Genomic DNA, 24812 nt, shown 5'->3' with positions numbered 1-24812 from the left:
GGTGCCAGTAAAACATGCCTCCACCGCAGACAAAAGGCGGCGACGCATCCTCGCTTGTCATAGTAATGAAACGTGTTCTAGCCTGGCGTCATGGGTAACCCGGTAATCGTCGAAGCCACTCGCAGCCCGATCGGCAAGCGCAATGGATGGTTGTCAGGGCTGCACGCCACCGAGCTGTTGGGTGCGGTGCAGAAGGCGCTGGTCGAGAAGGCAGGCATCGACGCCGGCGACGTCGAACAGGTCATCGGCGGCTGCGTCACGCAGTACGGCGAACAGTCCAACAACATCAGCCGGGTCAGCTGGCTGGTGGCCGGTCTGCCCGAGCACGTCGGCGCCATGACCGTGGACTGCCAGTGCGGCAGCGGCCAGCAGGCCAACGGCCTGGTCGCCGGGCTGATCGCCGCCGGCGCCATCGACATCGGTATCGCGTGTGGCATCGAGGCCATGAGCCGCGTCGGCCTCGGCGCCAACGCGGGCCCCGACCGCAGCATCCTGCGGCCCGCGTCGTGGGACATCGACCTGCCCGACCAGTTCACCGCCGCCGAGCGGATCGCCAAGCGGCGCGGCATCTCCCGCGAGGAGATCGACGAGTTCGGCTTCAACTCGCAGGTCAGGGCCAAGCAGGCCTGGGACGAGGGCCGCTTCGACCGTGAGATCTCCCCGATCGAGGCCCCGGCGCTCGACGAGAACAAGCAGCCGACGTCGGAGCGCGTCACCATCTCCCGCGACCAGGGCCTGCGCGAGACGACCCTGTCGGGTCTGAGCGCGCTGAAGCCGGTCCTCGAAGGCGGGATCCACACGGCGGGAACGTCGTCGCAGATCTCCGACGGCGCGGCGGCCGTGCTGTGGATGGACGAGGACAAGGCCAAGGCTTTGGGCCTGCGGCCGCGCGCCCGCATCGTCAGCCAGGCGCTGGTCGGCGCCGAGCCCTACTACCACCTCGACGGACCGGTGCAGTCGACGGCCAAGGTGCTGGAGAAGGCCGGCATGAAGATGGGGGACATCGACCTCGTCGAGATCAACGAGGCGTTCGCCTCGGTGGTGTTGTCCTGGGCGCGGGTGCACGAGCCGGACATGGCCAGGGTCAACGTCAACGGCGGCGCCATCGCGCTCGGCCACCCGGTCGGGTCGACCGGCAGCCGGCTGATCACCACCGCGCTGCACGAATTGGAGCGCACCGACCAGACCACCGCATTGATCACGATGTGCGCGGGCGGCGCCCTGTCCACCGGCACCATCATCGAGCGCATCTAGTTCCCCCTTGCTCGTCTCCGAAGAGAGCCGCATCGCCGCGGCGCAGTCCTATATCGACGCGCTGGTCAGCCATGACGGCGACACCGTCCCGTTCGCGGCCGGCTGCACCCGCATCGAGCAGGGCATCAAGAACGGGTTCTCCGGAAATCACCTGCGGCGCAGCCTGAATCGCGGGCCGCAGTATCGGTTGCTGGCGCACACGACGACGCCGGAGTACCGCATCGACGGCGACGACGTGCACGCCGCGTACCAGGTGCTGACCAAGGCGGCGTTGGGCGGGCGTCGGCTCGCGGCGCACGTCACCGAGACCTTCGTCATTCCGGCCGAAAGCGCAAGCGGGAAAGCCGAAATCCACCACATCAAGGTTCGCTTCCACCCCTTCATCCAGCGTTAGGGACGTCGAGGAACATCATGCCGAAACCGAAGCACGCGCACTGAACTCACCCTGGGTCGCCTTCATCATCAAGTGGATGGCCAAGGGCAACGCATGGATATACCGACGCAGCAATGGAAAATTCGGCGGCACTTTCCAGAAGGCCCCCGTCGCGCTGCTCACCACGACGGGACGCAAGACCGGCGAACCGCGGGTGAGCCCGCTGCTTTACCTGCGCGAGGGCGATCGGGTGGTACTGGTCGCATCGAAGGGCGGCAGCGACAAGCACCCGCTGTGGTACCTCAACCTCAAGGCCAATCCCAAAGTGTCCGTGCAGATCAAGGACGAGGTGCTTCACCTGCAGGCCCGCGACGCCACCGAGGCGGAACGGGCCGAGTACTGGCCGAAGTTGGACGCCATGTATCCCTCGTTCGACGATTACCGGTCCTGGACCGATCGGGTGATCCCGGTCGTCATCTGCGACCCCTAGAGTTTCAAATCGCCCGGATGGGGAACCATCCTGGGTCCGACCGTCGCTGGATCCGCAACTCGCGCCCGATTGCGCTGCTGCTCAAGTACTTCGCGCGCCTGCACATCTGGGTGTACCGCCGAACCAACGGCAGGCTCGGCGCGAAACTGCTGCGATTCCCGGCGGCGCTGCTGACCACGACCGGACGCAAGTCCAACCGGCCGCGGACCACCGCGACGCTCTACCTGCGCGACGGTGAACGGGTGATTTTGCCCGCGTCGTTCGGCGGCCGCGACGAAGACCCGGTGTGGTATCTGAACCTTCGGGAGAATCCCGAGGTGCGGGTGCAGATCCGGGCCCAGCGCCTGGAATTGATCGCGCGCGACGCGACCGACGCCGAGCGCGAACGCTATTGGCCGCCGCTGATGCGGATGTACCCGCCCTACCGCAAGTACCGCGAAGCCGCCGACCGGGTCATCCCGCTCGTGGTGTGCGAACCCCCTCGGCGAGCGTGCACCGACGGCGAAGAATCGGCGAAATCATCGCCGTGAGTGCACGTTCGGCGCGGGCGCCGCGTCAGGCGCCGTAAACCGGGACCGGCGGGCGCGCCTTGGCGAGCAGGTCGGCGACGACGCGTCCCAGCTCCGCGGGATCCCACCGCGCCCCCTTGTCGATCTCCGGCCCGTGCGCCCAGCCCTCGGCGACGCGTATCTTGCCGCCCTCGACCTCGAACACCTTGCCGGTGACGTCGCGCGATTCGGCGCTACCCAGCCAAACCACCAGGGGGGAAATGTTTTCCGGGGCCATCGCGTCGAAATCCTGATCCTGGGTGGACATCATCTCGGCGAAGACGGTCTCGGTCATGCGGGTGCGCGCCGAGGGAGCGATGGCGTTGACGGTGACGCCGTAGCGGCCCATCTCGGCCGCGCCGACGAGCGTCATCGCCGCGATGCCCGCCTTGGCGGCGCTGTAGTTGCCCTGCCCGACACTGCCCTGCAGGCCGGCGCCCGAGCTCGTGTTGATGATCCGCGCGTCAACGGTTTTGCCCTCTTTGGACAACCCACGCCAATACGACGCGGCGTGCCGCATCGTGGCGAAGTGGCCCTTGAGGTGCACGGCGACGACGGCGTCGAACTCCTCCTCGCTGGTGTTGGCCATCATCCTGTCGCGCACGATGCCGGCGTTGTTCACCAAAACGTCCAGGCCGCCGAATGTTTCGACGGCGGTCCGAATCAGTTCGGCAGCCTGGTCCCAGTCGGCGACGTTGGAACCATTGGCGACGGCTTCGCCCCCGGCGGCGATGATCTCGTCGACCACCCCCTGGGCGGCGCTGCCGCCGCCCGCCGGTGAACCGTCCAGGCCCACCCCGATGTCGTTGACCACCACCCGCGCACCCTCGGCGGCGAAGGCCAGCGCGTGCGCGCGACCGATACCCCCGCCGGCTCCGGTGACGATGACGACGCGGCCGTCAACCACTCCCATAGTTGTTTTCTCCTCTACTTGATCGCGTTCGCGTTCGTGGTGGCCAGGTAGTGCGGGGGCTCGCCGCCGCCGTGCACCTCTAGCGAGGCGCCGCTGATGTAGGAGGCCGCGTCCGAGGCCAGAAACGCCGCGGCCCAGCCGATGTCGTCCGGTTTGGCCAGCCGGCCGAGCGGCACGTTCTTCGAGATCGCGGCGATCGATTCTGCGTCGCCGTAGAACAGTTCCGATTGTTCGGTCTCCACCATGCCGACCACACAGGCGTTGACCCGGACCTTGGGTCCCCATTCCACGGCCAAGGTCTGGGTGAGGCTCTCCAGCCCCGCCTTGGCCGCCCCGTACGCGCCGGTACCCGGGGAGGGTCGACGCCCCGACAGGCTGCAGATGTTGATGATCGACCCGCCGCGCGGCTGGGCTTGCATCTTGTCGTTCGCGTGCTGCGAAACAGACAGCGCGCCAATGAGATTGAGCTCGATGATCTTGCGGTTGAACTTGGCGCTGGACTCCGCGGTCAGCACGTAGGGCGATCCCCCGGCGTTGTTGACGACGACATCGAGGCCCCCGTGCCGGTCCGCGACGGTGTCGATCAATTCACTGACCGCGTCGTCATCGCGGACGTCGCAGGAGTGGAACTCATAGGGCGATCCCTCGACCGGCCGTCGCGCGCAGGTGACGACGGTGGCGCCCTGCGCGGCGAAAACCGCGCTAATTCCGGCGCCCACCCCGCGAACGCCGCCGGTGACGAGAACCACCCGCCCGGCCAGCCCCAAGTTCATGGCTTCTGCAAACGGGGGGCATGCTTCGGCGCGAGTCACTGTGCTAGCGTACCAAGCAAGTGCTTGCTTAGGTAGTTACCCCACAAGGAAGTGGCACCTTGACCATCACATCCACAACCACCGAACCGGGCATCGTCGCGGTTACCGTCGACTACCCGCCCGTCAACGCCATCCCGTCGCGCGGCTGGTTCGAACTGGCCGACGCCGTCACCGCGGCCGGCCAGGACCCGCAAACCCACGTCGTCATCCTGCGGGCCGAGGGCCGCGGCTTCAACGCCGGGGTCGACATCAAGGAGATGCAGCGCACCGAGGGATTCACCGCGCTGATCGACGCCAACCGCGGCTGCTTCGCCGCGTTCCGCGCCGTCTATGAGTGCGCGGTGCCCGTCGTCGCGGCCGTGAACGGATTCTGCGTCGGCGGCGGCATCGGCCTGGTCGGCAACTCCGACGTCATCGTCGCCTCCGAGGACGCGACCTTCGGGCTCCCCGAGGTGGAGCGCGGCGCGCTCGGCGCGGCCACCCACCTGTCCCGGCTGGTGCCCCAGCACCTGATGCGACGGCTGTTCTTCACCGCCGCCACCGTCGACGCCGCCACCCTGCACCACTTCGGTTCGGTGCACGAGATCGTGCCGCGGGATCAGCTGGACGAGGCCGCATTGCGGGTCGCGCGCGACATCGCCGCCAAGGACACCCGGGTCATCCGGGCGGCCAAGGAGGCACTGAACCTCATCGACGTGCAACGCGTCAACTCGAGTTACCGGATGGAGCAAGGCTTTACGTTCGAGCTCAATCTCGCCGGGGTAGCCGACGAGCACCGCGACGCGTTCGCCGGCACGACGAAGGGCAAGGACGCGTGAGCGACAAGAGAACCACCCTCGACGAGGCCGTCGCGCAGGTGCGCAGCGGCATGACCATCGGCATCGGCGGATGGGGATCTCGGCGCAAGCCAATGGCATTCGTGCGCGCCCTGCTGCGCACCGATGTCACCGACCTGACCGTGGTCACCTACGGCGGGCCCGACCTGGGGCTGCTGTGCTCGGCCGGCAAGGTGAAGCGCGTCTACTACGGGTTCGTCTCGCTGGACTCCCCGCCGTTCTACGACCCGTGGTTCGCCAAGGCCCGGGCGGCCGGGGCGATCGAGGCCCGCGAAATGGACGAGGGCATGCTGCGCTGCGGGTTACAGGCCGCCGCGCAACGCCTGCCGTTCCTGCCGATCCGGGCCGGGCTGGGCAGTTCGGTGCCCGACTTCTGGGAGGGTGAACTGCAGACCGTCACTTCGCCGTACCCCACGGACGGCGGCCACGAAACGCTGATCGCCATGCCCGCGCTGCGCCTGGACGCCGCATTCGTCCACCTCAACCTCGGCGACAGCCGGGGCAACGCCGCCTACACCGGGATCGACCCCTACTTCGACGATCTGTTCCTGATGGCCGCCGACAGGCGCCACCTGTCGGTCGAGCGCATCGTATCCACCGACGAACTGATCAAGGCGGTGCCGCCGCAGGCGCTGCTGGTCAACCGGATGATGGTCGACAGCGTCGTGGAGGCGCCCAACGGTGCCCACTTCACCACCGCCGCACCGGATTACGGGCGCGACGAGAAGTTCCAGCGGCACTACGCCGAGGCGGCGTCGACCGACGAGGGCTGGCAGAAGTTCACCCAGACCTACCTGTCGGGCACCGAAGACGACTACCAGGCGGCGGTTCGCGCATTCGCAGAGGAGGCCTGAAAGTGAGCAGCACCCGCGCCGAAGTGTGCGCAGTCGCCTGTGCCGAATTGTTCAGGGACGCGGGCGAGATCATGGTCAGCCCGATGACCAACATGGCCTCCGTCGGGGCGCGGCTAGCCCGCTTGACCTTCTCCCCCGATATCTTGCTGACCGACGGCGAGGCCCAACTGCTGGCCGACACCCCGGCGCTCGGCGCGACCGGTACCGTCGAGGGCTGGATGCCGTTCGGCCGGGTGTTCGAGACGCTGGCCTGGGGGCGCCGCCACGTGGTGATGGGCGCCAATCAGGTTGACCGGTTTGGCAATCAGAACATCTCGGCGTTCGGCCCGTTGCAGCAACCCAAACGCCAGATGTTCGGCGTGCGCGGCGCCCCGGGCAACGCCATCAACCACGCGACCAGCTATTGGGTGGGCAACCATTCCAAGCGGGTGTTCAGCGAGAAGGTGGACGTGGTCTGCGGGATCGGTTGGGACAACGTCGATGCCGACAATCCGGCGTTTCGGTTCGCCAACACCTACCGGGTCGTGTCGAACCTCGGCGTCTTCGACTTCGGCGGGCCCGACCGGACCATGCGGGCGCTGAGCCTGCACCCAGGGGTCTCGCCGGACGAGGTCCGCGAGGCCACCTCGTTCGAGATCCATGGGCTCGAGGACGCCGAGGAGACCCGGCTGCCCACCGCGGACGAACTGCGCCTCATCCGCGAAACGATCGATCCGAAGTCGTTGCGCGACCGAGAGATACGTTGATGGTTACGCCGCCTCCTCCTCCCTTTTTCCCATCGCACCGCTCCGTTTATCGTCGGCGGTGGGTATGACCAGGTTGCGCACGCCGCTGACCGAGCTGGTCGGTGTCGAGCACCCGGTGGTGCAAACCGGGATGGGCTGGGTGGCCGGGGCGCGCCTGGTGTCGGCCACCGCGAACGCGGGCGGGCTGGGCATTTTGGCGTCGGCCACCATGACGCTGGACGAATTGGCGACGGCCATCGCCAAGGTCAAGGCCGCCACGGACAAGCCGTTCGGCGTGAACATCCGCGCCGACGCGGCCGATGCCGGCGACCGGGTCGATCTGATGATCCGCGAAGGCGTCAAGGTGGCGTCCTTTGCCCTGGCGCCCAAGCAGGAGCTCATCGCCCGGCTCAAAGAGGCCGGCGCGGTGGTGATTCCGTCGATCGGCGCGGCCAAGCACGCCCGCAAGGTCGCCGGGTGGGGTGCGGACGCGATGATCGTGCAGGGCGGCGAGGGTGGCGGGCACACCGGTCCCGTCGCCACCACGCTGCTGCTGCCCTCGGTGCTGGACGCCGTGCGAGGCACCGGCATTCCCGTCATCGCCGCGGGCGGATTCTTCGACGGGCGCGGGTTGGCGGCCGCCCTGAGCTACGGCGCCGCCGGTGTCGCGATGGGCACGCGTTTCCTGCTGACCTCGGATTCGACCGTGCCCGACGCGGTCAAGCGGCGCTACCTGGAGGCGGCGCTGGACGGCACCGTCGTCACCACCCGCGTCGACGGCATGCCGCACCGGGTCCTGCGCACCGGCCTGGTCGAGAAGCTGGAAAACGGTTCGCCGGTGCGGGGTCTGACCGCCGCGGTGCGCAACGCGGCCAAGTTCAAGCACATGTCACGGATGACGTGGCGGTCGATGATCAGCGACGGCCTGGCGATGCGGCACGGCAAGGAGCTGACCTGGTCGCAGGTCGTCATGGCGGCCAACACCCCGATGCTGTTGAAAGCCGGTCTGGTGGACGGCAATACGGAGGCCGGGGTGCTGGCCTCCGGGCAGGTGGCGGGCATCCTCGAGGATCTGCCGTCGTGCGCCGAGCTGATCGATTCGATCGTGCGGGACGCCATCGAGCACCTGCGGGCGGCATCCGCCCTGGTGCACGAGTAGCCACGCGCCGCTTGTGAAGCTATTTGCTGAATCTTGATGTAATTAAGCTATACTCTTCAAATGGATCGGATGAAGCCACAGCCTTCATCTCGCGCGACGCTGATCGGTGATGTCGTCGGTTCCCGGCATGCCACCGATCGCCCCGGGTTGCACCGCGCCCTGTCCGCGGCTCTGCGGGAAGTGGGCGACGGCGCGATCGACCCGCCCGCCTTCACCGTCGGCGACGAGTTCCAGGGCAGCTACCCCACCGTCGGGGCCGCCATCGACGCGGCATTGACCGTCCGCCTGCTGCTCGCCCCGGACATCGACGTCCGTTTCGGCATCGGATGGGGCGCGGTCACCATCCTCGATGCCGACGCGGGAATTCAGGACGGGCCCGGTTGGTGGAGCGCACGGGCGGCCATCCAGCAGACCGCAGAGGCCCAGCGGCAACCCGGCTTCGCGTTGGTACGCACGACGTTCCGGGCGGACGGTGACACACGCACCGACGCCGCGGCGGTCAACGCGGCGCTGATTTGTCGGGACCATCTGCTTGGATCGCTCGACGAAAGATCGTTGCGGATCGTGAGGGGCTTGATGACGGGCCGAACCAAAAAGGAGCTCGCCGCGGACGAGGGCATCAGTCCATCCGCGGTGTCTCAGCGCGCGAGCCGCGATGGTTTGGATCTGATTGTCCTTGCCAGCCACTATCTTCGGAGTCTGCCGTGAGCGCCGTCGCGGTATTCCTCACGGCGCTCGCAGTCGCCGATCTCGGTCGGCGAGCGCTCCGCACGGTATGGCCGTCGCTCGTGATCGGGCCGGTCGTGGTGGTGGCGTGCGCCGCAGCGGGAGCCCTCTGGCATGCCGGCGACATCCCCTTGCTGGTGCTGGCCGCCGCGGCGGTAGTGGCCTGGGAATGGCTGTGCGCGCGAAGCGAACACAGCGGTAGCCGGCAAGGCGCGGCCCTGGCGGTGTTCGGCGCCGCGCTCGCACTGCTGATGCTGCTGTCCGGGTGGTCGTCGCCGACCAACGGCGCGATCGCTCGATGGTCGTCCTGGGTGCACCTGCCGCTCACCCACGTCACGCCCACCCGGCTGCTGATGATCGTCGGCGTCGTCCTGGCCCAGTTCGCCACCGCAAATCAGTTGGTGCGCTTGGTTCTTGCCTCGGTGGGCGCGATGCGCCCGGAAGGTCAGCCGCAGCCGTCGGACCGGCTCAAGGGCGGCAGACTGCTGGGACCGATGGAACGCCTGCTGATCCTGAGCCTCGGGGTCGGCGGGCAGTTCGCCGCGGCGAGCGCCGTCGTCGCCGCCAAGGGGATCATCCGCTTCCCGGAATTGAACGCGCAGAAGGGCGGTAACGGCGACGTCGGCATCGACGAGGTGACCGAGTACTTCCTTGTCGGTAGCTTCACCAGTTGGCTGCTCGCCCTGGGCGGCATCGGGCTCGTTCTGGCGACCCCGTAGCCGAGCGGCGAGAAGGCCGAGCGAGCTACAGCCGCTCGATGATGGTGACGTTGGCGGTGCCCCCGCCCTCACACATCGTCTGCAGGCCGTAGCGGCCGCCGGTGCGCTCGAGCTCGTTGAGCATGGTGGTGAACAGCTTGGCGCCGGTGGCGCCCAGCGGATGTCCGAGCGCGATCGCCCCGCCGTTGGGGTTGACCTTCTCCGGGTCCGCCTTGACTTCCTTGAGCCAGGCCAAGACCACCGGGGCGAACGCCTCGTTGATCTCGACGGTGTCGATGTCGTCGATCGACAGCCCGGTCTTGTCCAGCGCGTAGCGGGTCGCCGGAATCGGCCCGGTCAGCATGAAGACCGGGTCGGCCGCGCGTGCGCTGATGTGGTGGATGCGGGCCCGCGGAGTCAGGTTGTGCTCCTTGACGGCCCGCTCGGACGCCAGCAGCACCGCGCTGGCCCCGTCGGAGATCTGGCTGGCCATGGCCGCCGTCAGCCGGCCGCCCTCGACCAGAGGCTTGAGGCCGGCCATCTTCTCCAGCGACGATTCGCGCGGGCCCTCGTCGACCCGGAACGGCCCGGATTCGGTTTCCACGGTGATGATTTCGTTGTCGAAGTGGCCGCCCCGGATCGCCGCGAACGCGCGCTCGTGACTGGTCAGCGCGTATCGCTCCATCTCTTCGCGCGACAGGTTCCACTTCTCGGCGATCAGCTCCGAGCCGCGAAACTGCGAGATCTCCTGGTCGCCGTAGCGATGCAGCCACTGCTTGGACTCGTTGGTCGGGGAGGTGAAGCCGAACTGCTCGCCGACGGTCATGGCCGACGAGATCGGGATCTGGCTCATGTTCTGCACGCCCCCGGCGGCGATGAGGTCGGCGGTGCCGGACATAATCGCCTGTGCGCCAAAGGAAATGGCCTGCTGACTGGAGCCGCACTGGCGGTCGACGGTAACGCCGGGCACCTCTTCGGGGTAGCCCGCGGCCAGCCAGGAGAGGCGCGCGATGTTGCCGGCCTGCGCCCCGATGGCATCGACGCAGCCGGCGATCACGTCGTCGACTGCGGCGGGGTCGACGTCGACCCGGTCGAGCAGTCCGCGCCATCCCAGCGCACCCAGGTCGACCGGATGCACTCCGGCCAGCGATCCGCCGCGCTTGCCGACCGCGGTACGCACGGCGTCGATGACGTAGGCCTCTGGCATTTCAGACTCCTTCTTTGGTGATCCCGCCAAGAACGATGGCGAGGTATTGCTGACCCACCTGCTGCGCGGTGAGCGGACCGCCGGGCTGATACCAGCGCACCGACACCCACGTGGTGTCACGGATGAAGCGGTAGACAAGGTCGACGTCGAGATCGGGACGGAAGTAGCCCTCGTCGACGCCCTGATGGAGCAGCTCGAGCCACATCTTGCGCTGTTGCCGGTTCATGTCCTCGATGTAGGAGAACCGGGGCTGTGACAACAGCCGCTGGGCTTCGTCCTGGTAGATGACGACCTGCGCGTGCCGGTGCTCGATCGCCTCGAACGACGCCATGAACAGCCCCTTGAGCCGCTCCAGCGGGTTGGCCTCGCCGTCCACGATCTCGCGGTACCGGGCGAACAACCAGTCCAGGAAGCTGCGCAAGAGCTCGTCGACCATCTCCTCTTTGGACGAGAAGTGGTGGTACAGGCTGCCCGACAGGATGCCGGCGCTGTCGGCGATGTCGCGCACCGTGGTGGCGCGCAGCCCGCGCTCGGCGAACATGGTCGCGGCAAGCTCCAGCAACTCGTCTCGCCGGCTGTTGGCCTGACCGGTCACTCGGTCCACCCGACCAGAGTATCAACCAAGCGCTTGCTTGGCCAGCGGGCCGGCTCTCACGGGTGCTGACTGGATACCGAGATGACCTCGCCGGTCAGGTAGCTGGAGTAGTCGCTGGCGAGGAAGGCGATGGTGGCCGCGACCTCCCACGGCTCGGCGGCGCGGCCGAAGGCCTCGCCCGCCGACAGCCGGTCGAGCAGATCGGCCGACGACGTCTTCTCCAGAAACTTGTGCCGCGCGATGCTCGGCGACACCGCGTTGATCCGTACCCCATACTCGGCGGCTTCGATTGCGCTGCATCGGGTCAGGGCCATCACGCCGGCCTTGGCGGCCGCGTAGTGCGACTGCGAGTGCTGGGCCCGCCAGCCCAGGACGCTGGCGTTGTTGACTATGACGCCGCCGTGTGGTGCCTCGCGGAAGTAGCGCAGCGCCGCGCGCGTGGCACGCAGCACCGACGTCAACGTCACGTTGAGGACGCGATCCCATTCCTCGTCGGTCATGTCGACGACCGGCGTCTGTCCGCCGAGCCCGGCGTTGTTGACCAGCACGTCGATCCGGCCCATCCGAGCGGTGGTCGACGCGATGAGGGCGTCGACTTGAGCGGTCGAGGTCACGTCGCAGACCACGTGCTCGACGCGGCCCTGCCCCAGCGCGGCGAGCTGCTCGGCCGTCTCCCCCAGGCGCCGTTCGTGGTGGTCGGAGATCACCACGTCGGCACCCTCGGCCAACGCCCGCCGCGCGGTCGCCGCGCCGATCCCGGTGCCGGCGGCGGCCGTCACGACCACCACCTTGCCCTGCAGAAGTCCATGTCCGGCAATCTCTTTGGGAGCTTCGGACAGACTCATCCCTTAACCTCTCGGGGTAGGCCGAGCACCCGCTCGGCGATGATGTTGCGCTGGATCTCGTTGGACCCGCCGTAGATGGTGTCGGCGCGGCTGAACAGGAACAGCCGCTGCCACTCGTCGAACTCGCCGTCGGCCAGGGTCAGGCCCGGCTTGCCGACGACGTCCATCGCCAGCTCGCCCAGATCGCGATGCCAGTTGGCCCACAACAGCTTCGACACGTTGTCCTGGCCCGGCTGCTCGACGTCCATCGTGGCCAGCGCGTACGAACGCATGGCCCGCAGGCCCGTCCACGCCCGGGTCAGCCGCTCGCGGATGAACGGGTCGTCAGCCGCGCCGGTCCGCTGGGCGAGCTCGGCGAGGTTGGAAAGCTCACGGGCGTAACGGATTTGTTGCCCGAGCGTCGAGACGCCGCGCTCGAACGTCAGCGTGCCCATCGCGACCCGCCAGCCGTCACCGGGCTCGCCGACCACCAGGTTGGCCTCGGTGCGGGCGTCGTCGAAGAACACCTCGTTGAATTCCGAGTCGCCGGTCAGCTGGATGATCGGCCGCACTTCCACGCCCGGCTGGTCCAGCGGCACCAGCAGATACGACAACCCAGCGTGCCGCTTGGAGCCCTTCTCGGTGCGCGCGACCACGAAGCACCACTGCGCCCAATGCGCCAGCGACGTCCAGACCTTCTGGCCGTTGATCACCCAGTGGTCGCCGTCGAGTTCGGCGGTGGTCGCCACGTTGGCCAGGTCGCTGCCGGCGCCGGGTTCCGAATAGCCCTGGCACCACAGCTCGGTGACATCGAGGATCTTGGGCAGGAAACGCTGCTGCTGCTCGGGTGTCCCGAACGCGATCAGCGTCGGCCCCAGCAGCTCCTCGCCGAAGTGGTTGACCTTGTCCGGGGCGTCGGCGCGGGCGTACTCCTCGTAGAACGCCACCCGGTGCGCGGTGGACAGGCCGCGGCCGCCGTGTTCGACCGGCCAGCCCAGGCAGGTCAGTCCGGCCTTGGCGAGATGCTGGTTCCAGGCCCGGCGTTCCTCGAAGGCCTCGTGCTCGCGGCCGGGGCCCCCGAGACCCTTGAGAGCTGCGAATTCACCGACCAGATTGTCGGCGAGCCAAGAGCGGACCTCGGCCCGGAACTCCTCGACGTCCTGCATGCCTTGTAGGCTAACCTACCAAGCACTTGCTTTGTTAGGCCGCCGTAGGAGAAGCGCCGATGACCACCGATCCCCGCACCGTGCCCGCGGCGCTGGATCGTTTCGCGCGCCAACTCCCCGATCACGACGCGTTGGTCACCGAGGACCGGTCGTTCACCGCCGCGGCGTTGCGCGACGAGGTGCACCGGGCGGCGGCGGCGCTGATCGCGCTGGGCGTGCAGCCCGGCGACCGGGTGGCGATCTGGTCCCCCAACACCTGGCATTGGGTGGTGGCCTGCCTGGCGATCCACCACGCCGGCGCCGCGATGGTCCCGCTGAACACCCGCTACACCGCCGCGGAGGCCGGTGACATCCTGGCCCGCGTCGAGGCGCCGGTGCTGTTCGGCATGGGCGAGTTCCTGGGCAACGACCGCGTCGCCGACCTGGATCGGGCGGCGCTGCCCGCGCTGCGGCACATCGTGCGGATACCGATCGATGCCGCGGATGGCACCTGGGACGAATTCATCGCCGGCGGCGCCGATCTCGACGCGGTGGCCGCCCGGGCCGCGGCGGTCACACCCGACGACGTCAGCGACATCCTGTTCACGTCGGGCACCACCGGCCGCAGCAAGGGCGTGCTGTGCGCGCACCGGCAGTCGCTGTCGGCCTCGGCGTCGTGGGCCGCCAACGGCAAGATCACCGCCGACGACCGCTACCTGTGCATCAACCCGTTCTTTCACAACTTCGGCTACAAGGCCGGCATCCTGGCGTGCCTGCAGACCGGCGCGACGCTGATCCCCCACCTCACCTTCGACCCGCTGCGCGCGCTGCGGGCGATCGAGCAACACCGCATCACCGTATTGCCCGGTCCGCCAACGATTTACCAGACCCTGCTCGATCATCCGGCTCGTGGCGATTACGACCTGAGCTCGCTGCGCTTCGCGGTGACGGGGGCGGCCACCGTGCCGGTCGTGTTGGTCGAGCGCATGCAGTCCGAACTCGACATCGACATCGTGCTGACGGCTTACGGCCTCACCGAGGCCAACGGCATGGGAACCATGTGCCGCGCCGACGACGACGCGGTCACCGTCGCCACCACCTGCGGGCGCCCGTTCGCCGACTTCGAATTACGCATCGACGCCGGGGAATCCGGCGAATCGGGAGAGGTGTTGCTGCGTGGGCCCAACGTGATGCTGGGCTACCTCGACGACCCGGCGGCCACCGCCGCCGCCATCGATGCCGACGGTTGGCTGCACACCGGTGACATCGGTGTGCTGGACGCGGCCGGCAACCTGCGCATCACCGACCGGCTCAAGGACATGTACATCTGCGGGGGATTCAACGTGTACCCCGCCGAGATCGAGCAGGTGCTGGCCCGGCTCGACGGTGTGGCCGATGCGGCGGTGATCGGGGTTCCCGACGAGCGACTCGGCGAAGTCGGCCGGGCGTTTCTGGTCACCCGCCCGGGGGCACAACTCGACGAACATTCTGTGATCGCATACACCCGTGAGCATTTGGCGAACTTCAAGACACCGAGGTCGGTGCGGTTCGTCGACGCGTTGCCGCGCAATGCCGGCGGCAAGGTGCTCAAACCACAACTGCGAGAGCTGGACTGATGGATCTGGATCTAGACGACGACACCTTGGCTTTCCAGGCCGAGGTCCGGGAATTCTTGTCGGCCAATGCCCAGTCGATCCCGACGAAGTCATACGACAACGCCGAAGGCTTTGAGCAGCACCGGCATTGGGACCGGGTGCTGTTCGACTCCGGGCTTTCGGTGATCACCTGGCCGAAGCGCTACGGCGGCCGCGACGCGCCGCTGCTGCACTGGGTGGTGTTCGAAGAGGAGTACTTCCGTGCCGGGGCGCCCGGCCGGGCCAGCGCCAACGGCACCTCGATGCTGGCCCCGACGCTGTTTGCGCACGGCACCGAAGAGCAGCGCGACCGGATCCTGCCCAAAATGGCCAGCGGCGAGGAGATCTGGGCGCAGGCGTGGTCCGAGCCCGAATCGGGCAGCGACCTGGCGTCGCTGCGGTCCACCGCGACGGCGACCGACGGCGGCTGGCTGCTCAACGGGCAGAAGATCTGGAGCTCACGGGCGCCGTTCGCCGAGCGGGGATTCGGGCTGTTCCGCTCCGACCCTGGCGCCGAGCGCCATAACGGGCTGACCTACTTCATGTTCGACCTGAAGGCCAAGGGCGTGACCGTGCGGCCGATCGTCCAACTGGGCGGCGACACCGGATTCGGCGAGATCTTCCTCGACGACGTCTTCGTCCCCGACGAGGACGTGATCGGCACCCCGCACGAGGGCTGGCGGGCGGCGATGAGCACGTCGAGCAACGAACGCGGCATGTCGCTGCGCAGCCCGGCCCGCTTCCTGGCGACGGCGGAACGGTTGGTGCAGCTTTGGAAGGAGGCCGGCGCACCGGCCGCGTTCGCCGACCGGGTCGCCGACGGCTGGATCAAGGCGCAGGCCTACCGGCTGCAGACCTTCGGCACGGTGACCAGACTGGCACTCGGTGGTGAGCTGGGCGCCGAATCGTCGGTGACCAAAGTGTTCTGGTCCGACCTCGACGTCGAACTGCACCAGACCGCGCTCGACATCCTGGCCGCGGACGGGGAGCTTGCCGGCCCGTGGACCGAAGGTCTGCTGTTCGCGCTGGGCGGCCCGATCTATGCCGGCACCAACGAAATTCAGCGCAACATCATCTCCGAGCGGTTGCTGGGCCTGCCGCGCGAGAAGTCCGGGGGCAAGAAGTGAGATTTGCGCTAGACGAACAGCAGCGTGACTTCGCGGCCAGCATCGACGCCGCGCTCGGCTCGGCGGACCTGCCCAGCGCCGTGCGGGCGTGGGCGGCGGGCGACACCGCGCCGGGCCGCAAGGTGTGGGAACAGCTGGCCAACTTGGGTGTCACCGCCTTGGCCGTGCCGGAGAAATTCGACGGCATCGGGGCGGACCCGATCGACCTCGTCCTCGCCCTCGAACGCCTCGGGCGCTGGTGCGTCCCGGGCCCCGTGGTCGAATCCATCGCCGTGGCACCGGTATTGCTCGACTCCGACGATCACGCCGAGCGGTGCGCCGGGCTCGCGTCCGGCGAGCTGATCGCCACGGTCGCGCTGCCGCCGCGGGTGCCGCGGGCCGTCGACGCCGACGTGGCGAACCTGGTGCTGCTGGCCGGTAACGAGGGGGTCACCGAAGCCACCGCGGGGGAAGAGCACGAGTCCGTCGACCCCAGCCGCCACCTGTATGACGTGACCCCGGCCGGCTCCGCTTGGGAAGCAGACGTCAAGCGCGCCTACGAGTTCGGCACGCTGGGTACCGCCGCGCAACTGGTCGGCGCCGCCGAGGCGCTGCGCGACGCCGCCGTCGACTACGCCAAGCAACGCACCCAGTTCGGCCGGGTGATCGGCTCGTATCAGGCGATCAAGCACAAGCTCGCCGACGTGCACATCGCCATCGAACTGGCCCGGCCGCTGGTGCACGGCGCGGCGCTGACGCTGGACCCCCGGGACGTGAGCGCGGCCAAGGCGGCGGCCGCCGACGCGGGCCTGCTGGCCGCGCGGTCGGCGCTGCAGACCCACGGCGCGATCGGGTTCACCCAGGAACACGACCTGTCGCTGTTGCTGCTGCGGGTGCAGGCCCTGCGATCCGCCTGGGGCACACCGGAAGAACATCGGCGACGAGTGCTGGAGGCGCTGTGACTCGCGCCGCGACGATGCAGAGCCTAGCGATGAGAAGGAGCGGCGCCCATGACTGAAGAACGCGAGCTGCTCCGCGAGACCGTCGCCGCGCTGGTCGCCAAGCACGCCGGCCCGGCGGCGGTGCGCGCCGCCATGGAGTCCGACCGCGGCTACGACGAATCGCTCTGGCGGCTGCTGTGCGAGCAGGTCGGCGCCGCGGCCCTGGTGATACCGGAGGAGTTGGGCGGCGCCGGCGGTGAATTGGCCGACGCCGCAGCGGTTTTGCAGGAGCTGGGCCGCGCCCTGGTGCCCTCCCCGCTGCTGGGCACCACGCTGGCCGAGCTGGCGCTGCTGAGCGCCGCCGAGCCCGACGCCGCGACGCTGGCGGGCCTGGCCGAGGGCACCGCGATCGGCGCGCTGGTGCTCGATCCCGACTACGTGGTCAACGGCGACATCGCCGACGTCGTGTGCGCGGTCGAGGACGGCCGGCTGAGCAGGTGGACCCGCTTCAGCGCGCAGGCCGGCACCACCATGGACCCGACCCGGCGCCTGGCCCGGGTGCAACCGCAGGAGGCCGAGGCGATCGGCGCGGATCCCGGCCTGGCGGACAAGGCTGCCGTCCTGCTGGCCGCCGAGCAGATCGGCGCCGCCGAACGCTGTCTGGAGCTGACGGTCGAATACGCCAAGGACCGAGTGCAATTCGGCCGGCCGATCGGCAGCTTTCAGGCGCTCAAGCATCGAATGGCCGACCTGTATGTCACGGTCGCCGCGGCGAAGGCCGTCGTGTCCGACGCGTGTGAGGACCCCTCACCCACCAACGCCGCCGCGGCACGGCTGGCCGCCACCGAGGCGCTGAACACGGTGGCCGCCGAGGGCATCCAGTTGCACGGCGGCATCGCGATCACGTGGGAACACGACATGCACCTGTACTTCAAACGCGCCCACGGCAGCGCGCACCTGCTGGACACGCCGCAGGAGCTGCTTAACCGGCTGGAATCCGAGGTACTCAACACGCCGTGACCGATCGTGTCTCGCTGCGCGCGGGCATCCCACCGTTCTACGTGATGGATGTCTGGTTGGCGGCCGCCGAACGCCAGCGCAGCCACGGCGATCTGGTCAACCTGTCGGCGGGCCAGCCCAGCGTCGGGGCGCCCGAGCCGGTGCGCGCGGCCGCCGCGGCGGCCGTGCATTCCAACCAGCTGGGCTACTCGGTGTCGCTGGGCACCCCCGAGCTGCGTGCCGCGATCGCCGCGGATTACCGGCGCCAGCACGGCCTCGACGTCGAACCCGACGCCGTGGTGATCACCACGGGCTCCTCGGGCGGCTTCCTGCTGACCTTCCTGGCCTGCTTCGACGCCGGCGACCGGGTGGCCCTGGCCAGCCCCGGCTATCCGTGCTACCGAAACATCTTGTCGGCCTTGGGATGTGAGGTCGTGGAGATCCCCTGCGGGCCCCAGACCCGCTTCCAGCCCACCGCGCGGATGCTCGCCGAGCTCGACCCCCCGGTGCAGGGCGTCATCGTGGCGAGCCCCGCCAACCCCACCGGAACGGTCATCGCGCCGGAGGAGCTGGCCGCGATCGCCGCCTGGTGCGACGCCTCCGGGGCGCGGCTGATCAGCGACGAGGTGTACCACGGGCTGGTCTACGAGGGCGCGCCACAGACCAGCTGCGCGTGGCAGACATCGCGAAATGCCGTGGTGGTCAACAGCTTTTCGAAGTACTACGCGATGACGGGCTGGCGGCTGGGCTGGCTGCTGGTGCCGGCCGAGTTACGCCGCGCGGTGGATCGCCTCACCGGCAACTTCACCATCTGCCCGCCCGTGCTCTCGCAGCTGGCCGCGGTGGCGGCCTTCACCCCGGAGGCCACCGCCGAAGCCGACGGCCACCTGCACCACTACGCGACCAACCGCTCGCTGCTGCTCGACGGGCTGCGCGGCATCGGTGTCGAGCGCCTGGCCCCCACCGACGGCGCGTTCTACGTGTACGCCGACGTCTCGGACTTCACCGACAACTCGATGGAGTTCTGCTCGAAACTGTTGGAAGAGACCGGCATCGCCATCGCGCCCGGCATCGACTTCGATACCACCCGCGGCAATTCGTTCGTCCGGCTGTCGTTCGCGGGGCCCACCGCCGACATCGAGGAAGCGGTGCGACGGCTCGGCCCGTGGCTTTCGGCCCGCTAGCCGCGCCGCGCCTACGCGTCCAGCACCTGGCCGATGCGCGCCTCGAGCGCACTGCGCTCGCCGATGCCGGCCACATCGATGCCGAATCGCTCACCGAGCACGTCGACGACCGCCGCCGCGTCGTCCAGGCGGATCTTCTCGCTGCCGTCGGCGCGGTGGACGGTCAGGTGGCGGCCGGCCAGGTTGTAGCGGGCGTCGGCGGTCGTCAGGGCGGCCATCAGCCCGGTCACGAAGTGCGACTCGGGGTGCGTCGAGACGTACCAGCTGCCCACCCGCAGATCGATCTGCGGCACGGTCTGGGTGCCGAACACGTACAGCGGTTTCCACTCGTCGCGGACCAGGGCTTGCAGCACCAGGCCGTCGCCGCGGTCGTTGAGCCGGTACGGCTCGTGCGTTGTCTGCTGGGCGTTTCCGGTCTCGAAGCGGATGGGGGATGTCAGCGTCTGGCCACCGAAACCGACGTCGACCAGATACGAGCCCTGCGAGCCCGGGAACGTCACAGCCAGCGCCGTGTGCGTCTGGGCTCCCAACGGCGCGTCGGGCGGCTGCATCCAGACCACCCGCCCGGCCAGGCGGCGCACCCGGAACCCGATCTCGGCCAGCACGTAACCCATCAGGCCGTTCTGCTCGTAGCAGTAGCCGCCCCGGCGCCGGTACACCAGCTTGTCGGTGAGGGCTTCGGGGCTCAGGTCGTCGACCGGCACCCCCATCAGCGGATCGAGGTTCTCGAACGGGATCGACCCGGTGTGCGCGGTCATCAGATCCTGCAGCACCTCGAGATTCGGCTCGGCGGCGCCGCGATAGTCGATGCGGTCGAAGTACGCGCCCAGATCCAGCGTCATGAAACCATTCTGGGCCCAACGTGGGGCGTTACGGCGGCCGGGTGTCCCGCGGGCGTAACGCCACGGCGGAAAAACGCGCGCGAAGTCGCCGTGGCGTTACGCCCGTGAGAACCCCTACAGCCAGGTGTCCTGGGTGGTCGTGGTGAGGAACGCTTCCAGGTCGTCGCGCCACTGCGCCGGCGTCGTCTTGTCCGGCTCGATGCCGGTGTATTCACCGCGATAGAACAGCAGCGGCCGCGGCTTGATCTTGGGGGCCTCCGAAAGCGATTGCACCGCACCGAACACCACGAAGTGGTCGCCGCCGTCGTGCGCGGAGGCCACGGTGCAGTCGATGTAGGCCAGCGACCCGTCGATGATCGGTGAACCGAGATCGGAAAGGTGCCAGTCGATGCCGGCGAATTTGTCGGGCTCCTTGGAGCCGAACCGGGCCGAGACGTGCTTCTGGTGCTCGGTCAGCATGTTGACGCAGAACCGGCCGGAGGCCTCGATGGCCTTCCAGGACCGCGACACCTTGGTCGGGCAGAACAGCACCAGCGGCGGGTCCAGCGACAGCGCCGCAAACGACTGGCAGGCGAAGCCGACGGGGACGTCGTCGTGCACGGTGGTGATGATGGTGATGCCGGTGCAGAACTGCCCCAGCACCTGCCGGAAGGTCCGCGGATCGATGGGCGCCGACATGGTCAGCCGCGCATGCCGACCGTGAAGTCGTGGCCCCACAGGCTGACCGCGGTGCTTTCCCGGGCGACCCAGTCGTCGTCTTCGACTTGCCTTCCCTCGCAACCGAATTCGATGTCGAATCCGCCGGGTGTCTTCATGTAGAACGACAGCATGAGGTCGTTGACGTGACGGCCCAGGGTGGCCGACATGGGCACCTTGCGGCGCAGCGCCCGGTCCAGGCACAGCCCCACGTCGTCGGCGTTCTCGACCTCCATCATCAGGTGCACGATGCCGCTCGGTGTGGGCAGCGGCAGGAAGGCCAGGCTGTGATGGCGCGGGTTGCAGCCGAAGAAACGCAACCAGGCGGGGGCCCCGTCGGCGGGCCGGCCCACCACCTGCGGCGGCATCCGCATCGAGTCGCGCAGCTTGAACCCCAGCACGTCGCGGTAGAAGTGCAGCGCCTCGTCGTCGTCGCGGGTGGACAACACCACGTGCCCCAGGCCCTGCTCACCGGTGACGAACTTGTGCCCGTAGGGGCTGACCACCCGGCGGTGTTCCAGGGCGACGCCGTGGAAGACCTCCAGGCAATTGCCCGACGGGTCGGAGAACCGGATCATCTCGACGACCCGGCGGTCCGCCAGTTGCGCGGCGGTGGCTTCCTTGTAGGGCACGCCCTCGACGTCGAGGCGGTCCCGGATCTCTTGCAGGCCTTCGGCGTTCGCGCACTCCCAGCCGGCCTCCATGAGGTGGTCGCGCTCGCCGGGCACGATCACCAGCCGCGCGGGGAAGTCGTCCATCCGCAGATACAGGGCGCCCTCGGTGTTGCCGCTGCCCTCGACCATGCCGAGAACCTTCAGGCCGTACTCACGCCAGGCCGCCATGTCGGTGGCCTCGATGCGCAGATAGCCCAGCGAACGGATGCTCATCACGCACCTCCCAGGAAATCGATGGTGAGCTTGTTGAACTCGTCGAACTTCTCCACCTGCGCCCAGTGCCCACACTGCCCGAAAACGTGCAGCTGCGCACGCTTGATGGTCTTGAGCGCGACCAGCGACCCGTCCAAGGGATTGACGCGGTCCTCACGCCCCCAGATCAGCAGCACGGGCTGGCGCAGGCGGTGCACCTCGCGCCACATCATGCCGAGCTCGAAATCGGCGCCCGCGAACGACATTCCCATCGCCCGCGTCGCCGTCAGCGATTCCGGCGTGCTGGCCAACGCGAACCGCTCGTCGATCAATTCGTCGGTGATCAGCTTCTGGTCGTAGACCATCACCCGCAGGAACGCCTCGAGGTTTTCCCGGGTGGGCTCGGCCGAGAACTTGCCCAGCCGCTTGACGCCCTCGGTGGGGTCCGGGGCGAACAGGTTGATGCTCAGCCCGCCGGGCCCCATCAGGACCAGGCGCCCGGCCAGGTCGGGGTAGTCCAGGGCGAACCGGACCGCGGTGCCCCCGCCCAGCGAATTGCCCACCAGCGGAACGCGTCCCAGGCCCAGGTGGTCGAAGAGGCCCTTGAGCGCCCTGGCCGCGTAGTGGTTGAACTGCCCGTGCTCGGCGCGCTTGTCCGAATGCCCGTAACCGGGCTGATCGACGGCGAGCACGTGGAACCGCTCGGCGAGCACCGGGATGTTGCGCGACCAGTTCGTCCAGCTCGCCGCCCCGGGTCCGCCGCCGTGCAGCAGCACGATGGTCTGGTCGTTGCCGACCCCCGCCTCGTGGTAGTGCAGCTTCAGCGGTCCGTCGACGTCCACCTCCACGAACCGCGAGGTCGACTCGAAAGTGAGTTCCTCTGTCGCGGTCACTTAGCGCCGCTCCTCCTCATCGATTCGCTCTGCATCGTCGTCGGCGCGCATGGTTTAAACCATCGTATCGCCGGGTGGCAGCCCGAACTCGTTGTTCCCGAAGATCTGGTAGGCCCGCTCGGGGTCGTTCGCCGCGTGCACCCGGCCGGCGTGGGCGTCGCGCCAGAACCTTTGCACCGGTTGGTCGTTGGCCAGGGCGGTGGCACCGGACGCCTCGAACAACCGGTCGATGGAGGCGATGGCCCGGCCGGTGGCGCGCACCTGGTCGCGACGGGCGCGGGCGCGCAGCTCGAACGGGATCTCCTTGCCGGCCGACAGCAGCGCGTACTCGTCGGCGACGTTGCCGCTCAGCTGGCGCCACGCCGCGTCGATGTCGCTGGCCGCCTCGGCGATGCGGACCTTGGCGAACGGGTCGTCCTTGGCCTTCTCGCCGGCGAACGCCGCGCGCACCCGCTTGCCCTGGTGCTCGACGTGCGCGGCGTAGGCGCCGTAGGCCATGCCGACGATCGGCGCCGAGATGGTGGTGGGATGCATTGTGCCCCAAGGCATCTTGTAGACGGGCGCGGTGTTGGTCTCATAACCCCCGGCGGTGCCGTCGTTCATCGACTTGTAGGACAAAAACCGGTGCCGCGGCACGAAGACGTCCTTGACGACGACGGTGTTGCTGCCGGTGCCGCGCAGGCCGACGACGTGCCACACGTCGTCGATGCGGTACTCGCTGCGCGGGATCAGGAAGCTGCCGAAGTCGACCGGGCGGCCGTCCTTGATCACCGGGCCACCCAGGAACGCCCACGTCGCGTGGTCACAGCCCGAGGACCAGTTCCACGCGCCGTTGACCAGGTAGCCGCCGTCGGTCACCACGCCCGCTCCCATCGGGGCGTACGACGAGGAAACCCGGGTCTTGGGGTCCTCGCCCCAGACCTCCTCCTGGGCCTGCTGGTCGAACAACGCCAGGTGCCAGTTGTGCACGCCGATGATGGAGCTGACCCAGCCGGTGGAGCCGCAGGCGCTGGCCAGCCGCCGGACCGCCTCGTAGAACAGCGTCGGATCGCACTGCAGTCCGCCCCACTGCTCGGGCTGCAACAGCGTGAAGAAGCCCACGTCTTGCAGGTCCTGAACGGTCTCGTCGGGCAGCCGCCGCAGATCCTCCGTCGCCTGAGCGCGCTCCCGGATCTGCGGGAGCAGATCATCGATGCCAGCCAGAACCGACTGCGCATCGCGCTGTTGAATGGACGTCACTTAAGTTTGCCTCCTGGGCCAGACTTACACAGCGGACTTACACCAGAGACTAGAACACGTTCCGATTTGTGTCGAGCAGGGTATTCCTGCGGCTGGTAGCGATACGAATCCACTTTTCTGTAACATGTTCTAGTTGCAACGACAGGAAGGCACGGGCCTTGACCGAGGCGGATCTGGACCAAGTACCCGACGAGCCACTCGGTGACCACGTCCTCGAACTGCAGATCGCCGAGGTCATCGCGGAGACCGACGATGCGCGGTCGCTGGTGTTCGCGGTGCCCGACGACGAAGGAGACCCCGGCATCCCGCCCGAGCGGCTGCGTTACTCGCCGGGCCAGTTCTTGACGTTGCGCGTCCCCAGCGAGCGCACCGGGTCGGTGGCGCGCTGCTATTCGCTGTGCAGCTCGCCGTTCACCGACGACGCCCTGGCCGTCACGGTCAAACGGACCGCCGACGGGTACGCCTCCAACTGGCTGTGCGACAACGCGCGGGTGGGCATGCGTATCCACGTGCTGGCCCCGTCGGGCAATTTCGTGCCGAAGACGCTCGGCGACGACTTCCTGCTGATGGCCGCGGGCAGCGGGATCACCCCGATCATGTCGATCTGCAAGTCGGCGCTGGCCGACGGCGGCGGACAGGTGACGTTGGTCTACGCCAACCGCGACGAGGATTCGGTGATCTTCGCCGAGGCGCTGCGCGAGCTGTCGGCCAAATACCCCGACCGGCTCACCATCGTGCACTGGCTGGAATCGCTGCAGGGCCTGCCCAGCGTGGCCGCGCTGGCCAAGCTGGCGGCCCCCTACACCGACCGGCCCGTCTACATCTGCGGCCCGGGCGCGTTCATGGAGTCCGCCAAGGAGGCGCTGGAGACGCTGAAAGTGCCTGCGCCACAAATACATATCGAGGTGTTCAAGTCGCTGGAATCGGATCCGTTCGCCGCGGTGAAGATCGAGGACACCCCCGAGGGTGACCAGCCGCCGGCCACCGCGGTGGTGGAGCTCGACGGCGAGACCCACACGGTGTCATGGCCGCGCAACGCCAAGTTGCTCGACGTGCTGCTGGCCAAGGGCCTCGACGCGCCGTTCTCCTGCCGCGAGGGTCACTGTGGCGCGTGCGCCTGCACCCTGCGCAGCGGCAAGGTGAACATGGAGGTCAACGACGTGCTCGAGCAGCAGGACCTCGACGAGGGCCTGATCCTGGCCTGTCAATCCCACCCCGAATCTGATTCGGTAGAAGTGACCTACGACGAGTAG

27 protein-coding genes are annotated in these 24812 nt (G+C 68.4%); 16 read left to right on the top strand and 11 right to left on the bottom strand.

Annotated elements, in window-relative coordinates:
• The first annotated feature begins 90 nt into the window (after positions 1-90).
• The 4 genes from OCU_RS27595 to OCU_RS27580 all read left to right on the top strand — a co-directional run bounded on the left by OCU_RS27595 (position 91) and on the right by OCU_RS27580 (position 2647).
• Positions 91-1254, top strand: coding sequence for a steroid 3-ketoacyl-CoA thiolase (locus tag OCU_RS27595; RefSeq protein ID WP_014379022.1), 1164 nt, complete (start codon positions 91-93; stop codon positions 1252-1254).
• A 7-nt stretch (positions 1255-1261) separates the two neighbouring features.
• Positions 1262-1648: a hypothetical protein gene (locus OCU_RS27590; protein WP_009956914.1), complete on the top strand. Its 387-nt coding sequence runs from the start codon at positions 1262-1264 to the stop codon at positions 1646-1648.
• A 76-nt stretch (positions 1649-1724) separates the two neighbouring features.
• Positions 1725-2117: a nitroreductase family deazaflavin-dependent oxidoreductase gene (locus OCU_RS27585; protein ID WP_014379021.1), complete on the top strand. Its 393-nt coding sequence runs from the start codon at positions 1725-1727 to the stop codon at positions 2115-2117.
• 17 nt (positions 2118-2134) lie between these two features.
• A complete protein-coding gene (locus OCU_RS27580; protein ID WP_014379020.1) occupies positions 2135-2647 on the top strand; it encodes a nitroreductase family deazaflavin-dependent oxidoreductase in 513 nt (170 codons plus the stop codon).
• A 25-nt stretch (positions 2648-2672) separates the two neighbouring features.
• Here the strand turns inward: OCU_RS27580 and OCU_RS27575 are convergent, their stop codons facing one another.
• A complete protein-coding gene (locus tag OCU_RS27575; RefSeq protein WP_008263643.1) occupies positions 2673-3578 on the bottom strand; it encodes an SDR family oxidoreductase in 906 nt (301 codons plus the stop codon).
• A 14-nt stretch (positions 3579-3592) separates the two neighbouring features.
• Positions 3593-4390 (bottom strand): SDR family oxidoreductase, encoded by a 798-nt coding sequence (locus OCU_RS27570; RefSeq protein ID WP_162832313.1) that lies wholly within the window; start codon positions 4388-4390, stop codon positions 3593-3595.
• Between the two features lie 59 nt (positions 4391-4449).
• Here OCU_RS27570 and echA20 point away from each other — a divergent pair, with 59 nt between their 5' ends.
• The 6 genes from echA20 to OCU_RS27540 all read left to right on the top strand — a co-directional run bounded on the left by echA20 (position 4450) and on the right by OCU_RS27540 (position 9409).
• A complete protein-coding gene (echA20, locus tag OCU_RS27565; protein ID WP_014379018.1) occupies positions 4450-5208 on the top strand; it encodes a (7aS)-7a-methyl-1,5-dioxo-2,3,5,6,7,7a-hexahydro-1H-indene-carboxyl-CoA hydrolase in 759 nt (252 codons plus the stop codon).
• On the top strand, positions 5205-6080 hold the full coding sequence (gene ipdA, locus OCU_RS27560; protein WP_014379017.1) for a cholesterol ring-cleaving hydrolase subunit IpdA: 876 nt from the start codon (positions 5205-5207) through the stop codon (positions 6078-6080). Before echA20 ends, ipdA begins: the two co-directional genes overlap by 4 nt.
• A 2-nt stretch (positions 6081-6082) precedes the next feature.
• The gene (ipdB, locus tag OCU_RS27555) at positions 6083-6826 is read left to right on the top strand and encodes a cholesterol ring-cleaving hydrolase subunit IpdB (RefSeq protein ID WP_014379016.1); all 744 of its coding nucleotides are present in this window, start codon (positions 6083-6085) and stop codon (positions 6824-6826) included.
• A 64-nt stretch (positions 6827-6890) separates the two neighbouring features.
• On the top strand, positions 6891-7964 hold the full coding sequence (ipdC, locus tag OCU_RS27550; protein ID WP_008263630.1) for a (3aS,4S,5R,7aS)-5-hydroxy-7a-methyl-1-oxo-octahydro-1H-indene-4-carboxyl-CoA dehydrogenase: 1074 nt from the start codon (positions 6891-6893) through the stop codon (positions 7962-7964).
• Positions 7965-8024: 60 nt separating this feature from the next.
• Complete coding sequence (locus OCU_RS27545; RefSeq protein WP_014379015.1) at positions 8025-8672, top strand: SatD family protein; 648 nt, start codon at positions 8025-8027, stop codon at positions 8670-8672.
• Complete coding sequence (locus OCU_RS27540; RefSeq protein ID WP_014379014.1) at positions 8669-9409, top strand: hypothetical protein; 741 nt, start codon at positions 8669-8671, stop codon at positions 9407-9409. Before OCU_RS27545 ends, OCU_RS27540 begins: the two co-directional genes overlap by 4 nt.
• Before the next feature lie 25 nt (positions 9410-9434).
• Here OCU_RS27540 and fadA6 read toward each other — a convergent pair whose 3' ends face one another.
• From fadA6 to ipdE1, 4 genes are read right to left on the bottom strand one after another with little or no spacing between them, the layout of a single operon-like run.
• Positions 9435-10595, bottom strand: a complete 1161-nt coding sequence (gene fadA6 / locus OCU_RS27535) for a steroid 3-ketoacyl-CoA thiolase FadA6 (RefSeq protein ID WP_009956925.1) — start codon at positions 10593-10595, stop codon at positions 9435-9437.
• A 1-nt stretch (position 10596) separates the two neighbouring features.
• Positions 10597-11199: a TetR family transcriptional regulator KstR2 gene (kstR2, locus tag OCU_RS27530; RefSeq protein WP_008263620.1), complete on the bottom strand. Its 603-nt coding sequence runs from the start codon at positions 11197-11199 to the stop codon at positions 10597-10599.
• A 47-nt stretch (positions 11200-11246) separates the two neighbouring features.
• Positions 11247-12035 carry a (5R,7aS)-5-hydroxy-7a-methyl-1-oxo-2,3,5,6,7,7a-hexahydro-1H-indene-carboxyl-CoA reductase gene (ipdF, locus tag OCU_RS27525; RefSeq protein ID WP_009956926.1) on the bottom strand — a complete coding sequence of 263 codons (789 nt, stop codon included), beginning with the start codon at positions 12033-12035 and terminating at the stop codon, positions 11247-11249.
• Positions 12032-13180: an acyl-CoA dehydrogenase IpdE1 gene (ipdE1, locus tag OCU_RS27520; protein WP_008263616.1), complete on the bottom strand. Its 1149-nt coding sequence runs from the start codon at positions 13178-13180 to the stop codon at positions 12032-12034. Before ipdE1 ends, ipdF begins: the two co-directional genes overlap by 4 nt.
• A gap of 59 nt (positions 13181-13239) precedes the next feature.
• Between ipdE1 and fadD3 the strand changes: the two genes are divergently transcribed.
• The 5 genes from fadD3 to OCU_RS27495 are packed head-to-tail and all read left to right on the top strand — an operon-like array spanning position 13240 to position 19023.
• The gene (gene fadD3 / locus OCU_RS27515; protein ID WP_014379012.1) at positions 13240-14775 is read left to right on the top strand and encodes a 3-((3aS,4S,7aS)-7a-methyl-1,5-dioxo-octahydro-1H-inden-4-yl)propanoate--CoA ligase FadD3; all 1536 of its coding nucleotides are present in this window, start codon (positions 13240-13242) and stop codon (positions 14773-14775) included.
• A complete protein-coding gene (locus OCU_RS27510) occupies positions 14775-15920 on the top strand; it encodes an acyl-CoA dehydrogenase family protein (RefSeq protein WP_014379011.1) in 1146 nt (381 codons plus the stop codon). The genes fadD3 and OCU_RS27510 overlap by 1 nt, the downstream gene beginning before the upstream one ends.
• The gene (locus tag OCU_RS27505) at positions 15917-16861 is read left to right on the top strand and encodes an acyl-CoA dehydrogenase family protein (protein ID WP_014379010.1); all 945 of its coding nucleotides are present in this window, start codon (positions 15917-15919) and stop codon (positions 16859-16861) included. The genes OCU_RS27510 and OCU_RS27505 overlap by 4 nt, the downstream gene beginning before the upstream one ends.
• Positions 16862-16909: 48 nt before the next feature.
• The gene (ipdE2, locus tag OCU_RS27500) at positions 16910-17860 is read left to right on the top strand and encodes an acyl-CoA dehydrogenase IpdE2 (protein ID WP_014379009.1); all 951 of its coding nucleotides are present in this window, start codon (positions 16910-16912) and stop codon (positions 17858-17860) included.
• Positions 17857-19023 carry a pyridoxal phosphate-dependent aminotransferase gene (locus OCU_RS27495; RefSeq protein ID WP_008263579.1) on the top strand — a complete coding sequence of 389 codons (1167 nt, stop codon included), beginning with the start codon at positions 17857-17859 and terminating at the stop codon, positions 19021-19023. The genes ipdE2 and OCU_RS27495 overlap by 4 nt, the downstream gene beginning before the upstream one ends.
• A gap of 11 nt (positions 19024-19034) precedes the next feature.
• Here the strand turns inward: OCU_RS27495 and OCU_RS27490 are convergent, their stop codons facing one another.
• The 5 genes from OCU_RS27490 to hsaA all read right to left on the bottom strand — a co-directional run bounded on the left by OCU_RS27490 (position 19035) and on the right by hsaA (position 23559).
• Positions 19035-19865 carry an arylamine N-acetyltransferase family protein gene (locus OCU_RS27490; RefSeq protein WP_009957028.1) on the bottom strand — a complete coding sequence of 277 codons (831 nt, stop codon included), beginning with the start codon at positions 19863-19865 and terminating at the stop codon, positions 19035-19037.
• A gap of 114 nt (positions 19866-19979) precedes the next feature.
• A complete protein-coding gene (hsaB, locus tag OCU_RS27485) occupies positions 19980-20543 on the bottom strand; it encodes a 3-hydroxy-9,10-secoandrosta-1,3,5(10)-triene-9,17-dione monooxygenase reductase subunit (protein WP_009957027.1) in 564 nt (187 codons plus the stop codon).
• A gap of 2 nt (positions 20544-20545) precedes the next feature.
• A complete protein-coding gene (gene hsaC / locus OCU_RS27480; protein WP_009957026.1) occupies positions 20546-21448 on the bottom strand; it encodes an iron-dependent extradiol dioxygenase HsaC in 903 nt (300 codons plus the stop codon).
• Positions 21448-22320, bottom strand: a complete 873-nt coding sequence (gene hsaD, locus OCU_RS27475) for a 4,5:9,10-diseco-3-hydroxy-5,9,17-trioxoandrosta-1(10),2-diene-4-oate hydrolase (RefSeq protein ID WP_009957025.1) — start codon at positions 22318-22320, stop codon at positions 21448-21450. Before hsaD ends, hsaC begins: the two co-directional genes overlap by 1 nt.
• Before the next feature lie 54 nt (positions 22321-22374).
• Positions 22375-23559, bottom strand: coding sequence for a 3-hydroxy-9,10-secoandrosta-1,3,5(10)-triene-9,17-dione monooxygenase oxygenase subunit (gene hsaA, locus OCU_RS27470; protein ID WP_014379007.1), 1185 nt, complete (start codon positions 23557-23559; stop codon positions 22375-22377).
• Positions 23560-23717: 158 nt separating this feature from the next.
• On the opposite strand from hsaA, the gene OCU_RS27465 reads away from it, so the two are divergent.
• On the top strand, positions 23718-24812 hold the full coding sequence (locus OCU_RS27465; protein WP_014379005.1) for a ferredoxin--NADP reductase: 1095 nt from the start codon (positions 23718-23720) through the stop codon (positions 24810-24812).

The organism is Mycobacterium intracellulare ATCC 13950 (genome assembly GCF_000277125.1).
In the GTDB taxonomy this organism is placed as follows: Bacteria; Actinomycetota; Actinomycetes; order Mycobacteriales; family Mycobacteriaceae; genus Mycobacterium; species Mycobacterium intracellulare.
The sequence above is the reverse complement of the archived record's forward strand: the minus strand, read 5'-3'. Positions and strand labels throughout refer to the sequence as shown.